5 protein-coding genes are annotated in these 4,414 nt (G+C 76.8%); all 5 read right to left on the minus strand.

All coding sequences use genetic code 11. The features are described from left to right. Positions 1-1,162: 1,162 nt before the first annotated feature. A complete protein-coding gene (gene eccD / locus HCN52_RS22225; protein ID WP_168090223.1) occupies positions 1,163-2,524 on the minus strand; it encodes a type VII secretion integral membrane protein EccD in 1,362 nt (453 codons plus the stop codon). Further along, positions 2,521-2,835, minus strand: coding sequence for a hypothetical protein (locus tag HCN52_RS25705; RefSeq protein WP_245175361.1), 315 nt, complete (start codon positions 2,833-2,835; stop codon positions 2,521-2,523). The genes eccD and HCN52_RS25705 overlap by 4 nt, the downstream gene beginning before the upstream one ends. A gap of 148 nt (positions 2,836-2,983) precedes the next feature. After that, positions 2,984-3,292 carry a pore-forming ESAT-6 family protein gene (locus HCN52_RS22235; protein ID WP_168090224.1) on the minus strand — a complete coding sequence of 103 codons (309 nt, stop codon included), beginning with the start codon at positions 3,290-3,292 and terminating at the stop codon, positions 2,984-2,986. Between the two features lie 33 nt (positions 3,293-3,325). Next, a complete protein-coding gene (locus tag HCN52_RS22240; RefSeq protein WP_245175363.1) occupies positions 3,326-3,655 on the minus strand; it encodes a hypothetical protein in 330 nt (109 codons plus the stop codon). A 210-nt stretch (positions 3,656-3,865) separates the two neighbouring features. Next, the gene (locus HCN52_RS22245; protein ID WP_376767188.1) at positions 3,866-4,402 is read right to left on the minus strand and encodes a M23 family metallopeptidase; all 537 of its coding nucleotides are present in this window, start codon (positions 4,400-4,402) and stop codon (positions 3,866-3,868) included. Between the last annotated feature and the right edge of the window lie 12 nt (positions 4,403-4,414).

Below are 4,414 nucleotides of genomic sequence, written 5' to 3' on the forward strand. Positions count from 1 at the left end.
GAGGCGGGGGTGCGCGGAGCGGGGCCGGTGGGTGGCACGGGGTTCGGGGCGCGGGCGGCGCGCCGGCGAGCGCGCGCCTGCTCCGCCGCCGTGCCTCCGGCGGGCGGGTCGGTCCCGGCGGACGAGGCCGCCGCCGGCGGCTCCGGTGCTGCGGACCCCGACGCGACGGGCGGCGACGCGGTCGGCCCCGTGGAGGGCGTGTCAGACGGCTGCGCGGTGGGCGACGGCTCGGCACCAGGCGCGGTCGGCTCCGCTGCCCGTGGGGAGGCCGAGCGCGGGGAGGTCGAGCGCGGGGCGGGTGCGGGCGGCAGCGCCACGCCCAGCGGCATCGCGTACTCCGGGGGCACCGGCGCGTCGGCCGCCGGACGCTCCACGCGGGGGCCCGGGCGTGCCCCGCCCTCGCCGCTGGCCCCGCCGCGCCGAGCGTCGGTACGCGGCGCGTCGGTGCCCGGCGCGGTAGTGCGGGGACCGCCCGCGCGGGGATCGGGGTGGCGCGGTGCCGCCGGCGGGGGGACGGCGGTACGCGGGTCCCGGGTACGCGGGTCCGCCGGGCTCGGCGCCGCGGCACCGCCGGCCGGTCGGTCGGCGCCCGGGTCGGCGCTGAACTGGGGTCCCCCGGTGCGGGGGTCGGGGGTGCGGGGGTCGGGGGAACTCCCCCGGGCAGCGGCGGCACGGGGGTCCCGTCTCTCCGCCGCCTGGCCGCCGCTCCTGCCGCGGATCGGGGCCCCGGCCGGGTTCGCCGCGTCGCGCGTCGCGGCGCCGCGCGGGTCCGCGGTCTGCTGCGACGAGGCGTCCCGCGCGGGCGGTCGGGGCCGGTCCTGCGCCGCGCCGGACGGCTGTTCGGCGCCGTCCGCGGTGGACGACGGGTCGTCCTCGCTCGGCTCCCCGCTGCGGCGCAGCACCTCGCGCTGCCAGTTCTCCCCCGTCACGGCGGGCTCTCCTCGGTCGCGGTCCGGCCGGCGCCGGACGGGTCGTCACTGTGGTCGGGCCGTTGGGGCCGGTCGGTCCGGCGTGCGGTCGGCGGCGGACCGCAGCCGCGGCGGGCCGTCGTGCTCCCGGTCCACCGGCTGCGCGGTCGACCGGACTCCGGGCGACCGTCCCGCAGCCACGGCGGACCCGCCGGTCCTGCGGGGCGGCAGCCGGCCGTGGCCGCCGGCGGCTGTCAGAAGGTGTCGAGCAGGCGGCCGTACACTCCGAACACTCCCACAGCCACCGGGAGCGCGGCCACCACCGCGAGGGACTCCGCCATCCCCGCCAGCCGCCGTGCGCGGACCCGGGTGTGCTCGGCGGGCCGGGCGGCCGGCAGACCGAGCGCGAGGGCGGCCAGCGCGGCCAGGGCCAGCGCCGGCCACGGCTCGTCACCCAACGAGGCGGACCAGCCGAGGAGGAGCCGGACCACCACGAGGGTGCCCGCCGCGGTCAGCGCCATCACGCTCACCGCCATCGGGAACAGCCGGGCGCGGGAGAGCAGCACCACCGCGACGAGCACGGCCAGCGCGGCGCTCCACGGCGACCACTCCCCCACGGCGAGCATCGCACCGGCCGCGGCGGACGCAGCGGTGACGACGCTCGCCGCCGTGAGGCCGTGGTGGGAGGCGTCCAGAGCGCGGCCGACCTCCGCCCGGGCGGCCGGTCGGCCTCCGGCATGCCGGTCGTCGAGCCCGGTGAGTCCGGCGGCGGTGATGGCCAGGCGGGGCAGCACGCCGAGGGTGAAGACCGCGGCGACCGCCGCCACGGCACCCAGGCGGGCCCGGTCCCCGGCGGTATCGAAACCGGTGACCATGCCCACCGCCAGCCAGAGTCCGCCGGTCGCCACCAGCGCGGCGGCGCCGATGTGGGCGCCCCGCCGCATCGGCGTCAGCAGCCCGAGAAGGACGAGGACGACCACCGGCGGCGCCAGCAGCGCGGCGAGCGCGACCGGCGTCTGCCACTGGTGGTGGGCGGCGAGGTGCGCGGCGAGCAGCACCCCGAGCGCCCCGGAGGTGACGGCGGCGGCGGTGCCCGCGGCGCGGCGGTCGGTGAGCAGCGCCGCGACGGCGACGGCCGTCACCAGCAGCAGCGCCACGCCGATCCACGGCGCCGCCGTGGCCGTGCCGTGGGTGAGCACGGCGAGGTGGGCGGCGGCGAGGGAGAGCGCCGTGGTGGCGGTGCCGGCGGTCCACGCGCGGGCTGTCGGACCCCAGCCGAGGTCGCGGTGGGTGAGGTCGTCCGCGGTGGTGTCGGCCACGTCGTGGACGACGGGCGCGGCGGGCAGTTCCTCCTCGCGGACCAGGCGGAGGACGGCGCCGTCGAGGACCGCGGCGAAGGAGAGCGACGCCCCGAGCGGTATCTCCCGGCCCGCCGCGGTGACCAGTCGGCGCGCGGTGGGGTGGTCGCCGGGCTGCTCGCCGAGGACGCGCAGCACCTCCGGCAGCATCAGCCCGACCGGCACCTCGGCGGAGAGCGACAGGTCGGCCCGCCGGTGCGCGCCGATGACGGTGACGCGGCGGTCGACCGAGGTGTAGCCCCATGCTTCGACGCTCATCGCCCGCCCTCCGTCGCCGGTTCGGCCGCTCCGGCGGGGGCGGCGGTCGCCGCGTGGTCGGCGACCGCGGCGGGCTCGGACGACATCAGTCCGCGGCCGCGGTTCTCGCCGAGGAAGCGGTCCGAGACGAAGGACCACCCCAGGCAGCCCGCGCACAGCACCGCGGCCAGCGCGATACTGCCCAGGATCTTCCCGGTGTTCTCGTCCGCCTCGCGGCGGGTGCGGCCGGGCCCGAAGACCAGGGCGTCGCGGAGCCGTCGCCGGCGCACGGCGACGGATTCCAGCAGTTGGCTGTCGTAGTCTCTGGCCATTTCTCTCCCGCCGTGGCCGCATCGGGGCGGTCACGCGGTTCCTGACGGCGGGTGCCGGGCCGCTCGGGCCGGTGCTCCCGCCGTGACGCGGTGGTCGCCGCACCGGCGGTGGCCGGTACGGCGACTTGGGTGCTGCGGTGCGGAGGCGTCAGGAACGGATGGCCTCGACCGCTTGACGTGCGCGGTCGGTCGCCGCCTGCGCGGCGATGTCGTTCTCGCCCAGAACCTCACGAAGGGCGGTGATCAAGTTCTGGACGTTGCCGGCCGCCTTGTCCCACTGCTCCTCGACGCCGGCGTACTCCTCGGAGACGCCGGTGGCTTCGAAATCGCTGAGCGCCTTCGACACGTCGCCCCGGTGGTCGCTCATCAGTGTCTCGAGCCTGCCAATGATGAACTTCAGGTTCTCGGCAGCCTCGCCGGAGGCGGCGGTGTCGTACGCGAGCCTGTTGTCACTCAACTCTGCTCCCCGTGTGCTGTGGTGGTCGACCGCTCAGAAGCGGGCGGCGTTGAAGTTCTGGCTTCCCATGGCGCGCTTCGCGTTGGCCTCGGTCTCCGAGTCCCCGTCCGCGTACGCGGCACTCATGCCGGCCTGACCTTCGTTGATCCTCGTCATCGCGATCCGGAGCGAGCTCGTGATCACATCCGTCTCGCTTTTGAACTGCGCGAACGCCTTCTGGCCGTCGCCGCTGAACTTCTTCTCCAGCGGCTCCGCCGCGTCGCGGAGCTGCAGCACCAGACGGTACATCTCCGCCAGAGAGCCGCCGGTGCTGTTCTGCAGGGTGGTCAGCGTGTCCGTACCCATGTCGAACTTCATGCTCATGAGTCCCCGTTCCCCTCCTCGATCGGGACGCGGGGCCGTCTCCCCCGGTGCGCGCCCCGTGTACCACTCCAGATGTACATCGGCGCGGGACGGCGCCGCAACCGGGTGGCGCCGCTCTGTGACACCGTCATGACACGGGTGGTGCCGCACTGCGACGGTCCGGGCTCCTCCCGCTTGCTGCCGGACACCGCAACTGCCCGGCCCGACGGGTCAGATGTCGACGCCGTGGCTCCGCAGGTACTCCAGCGGATCGACGTCGGTGCCGTACTCGCGGCCCTGGCGGACCTCGAAGTGGAGGTGCGGGCCGGTGGAGCGGCCGGTGTTGCCGGACTTCCCGATCTCCTGGCCGCCCCTCACGGTGTCGCCGACGGCGACGGCGACGGACGACAGGTGGGCGTACAGGATGTGGTGGCCGTCCTCCATGCGCACCACGACGGTCTCGCCGTAGTCGCCGGAGTCGCCCGCGACGACGACGGTGCCCGGCCCGACGGAGCGGACGGGTTCGCCCTCGGGCAGCGCGAAGTCGACACCGGTGTGGTAGCCGGCCTGCCAGCTGCCGGGGGTGCCGTACGCGGCGGAGACGGGGTGGTGGTCGTCGACGGGGCGGGTCCAGCCGGTGGCGGCCGGGGCGCCGCCGGCGGCCGCGCCCGTGATGACCGCAACGGTCTGGCCGTAGGGCCAGGGCACGAACCCGGCGAGGGCCGGGGCGGGCCCGCCGGCCCAGGTGGGGAGGTCGAGCGGCGCCACCCGGTTGCGGCG

The sequence above is a fragment of the Streptomyces bohaiensis genome, assembly GCF_012033785.1.
GTDB lineage: Bacteria > Actinomycetota > Actinomycetes > Streptomycetales > Streptomycetaceae > Streptomyces > Streptomyces bohaiensis.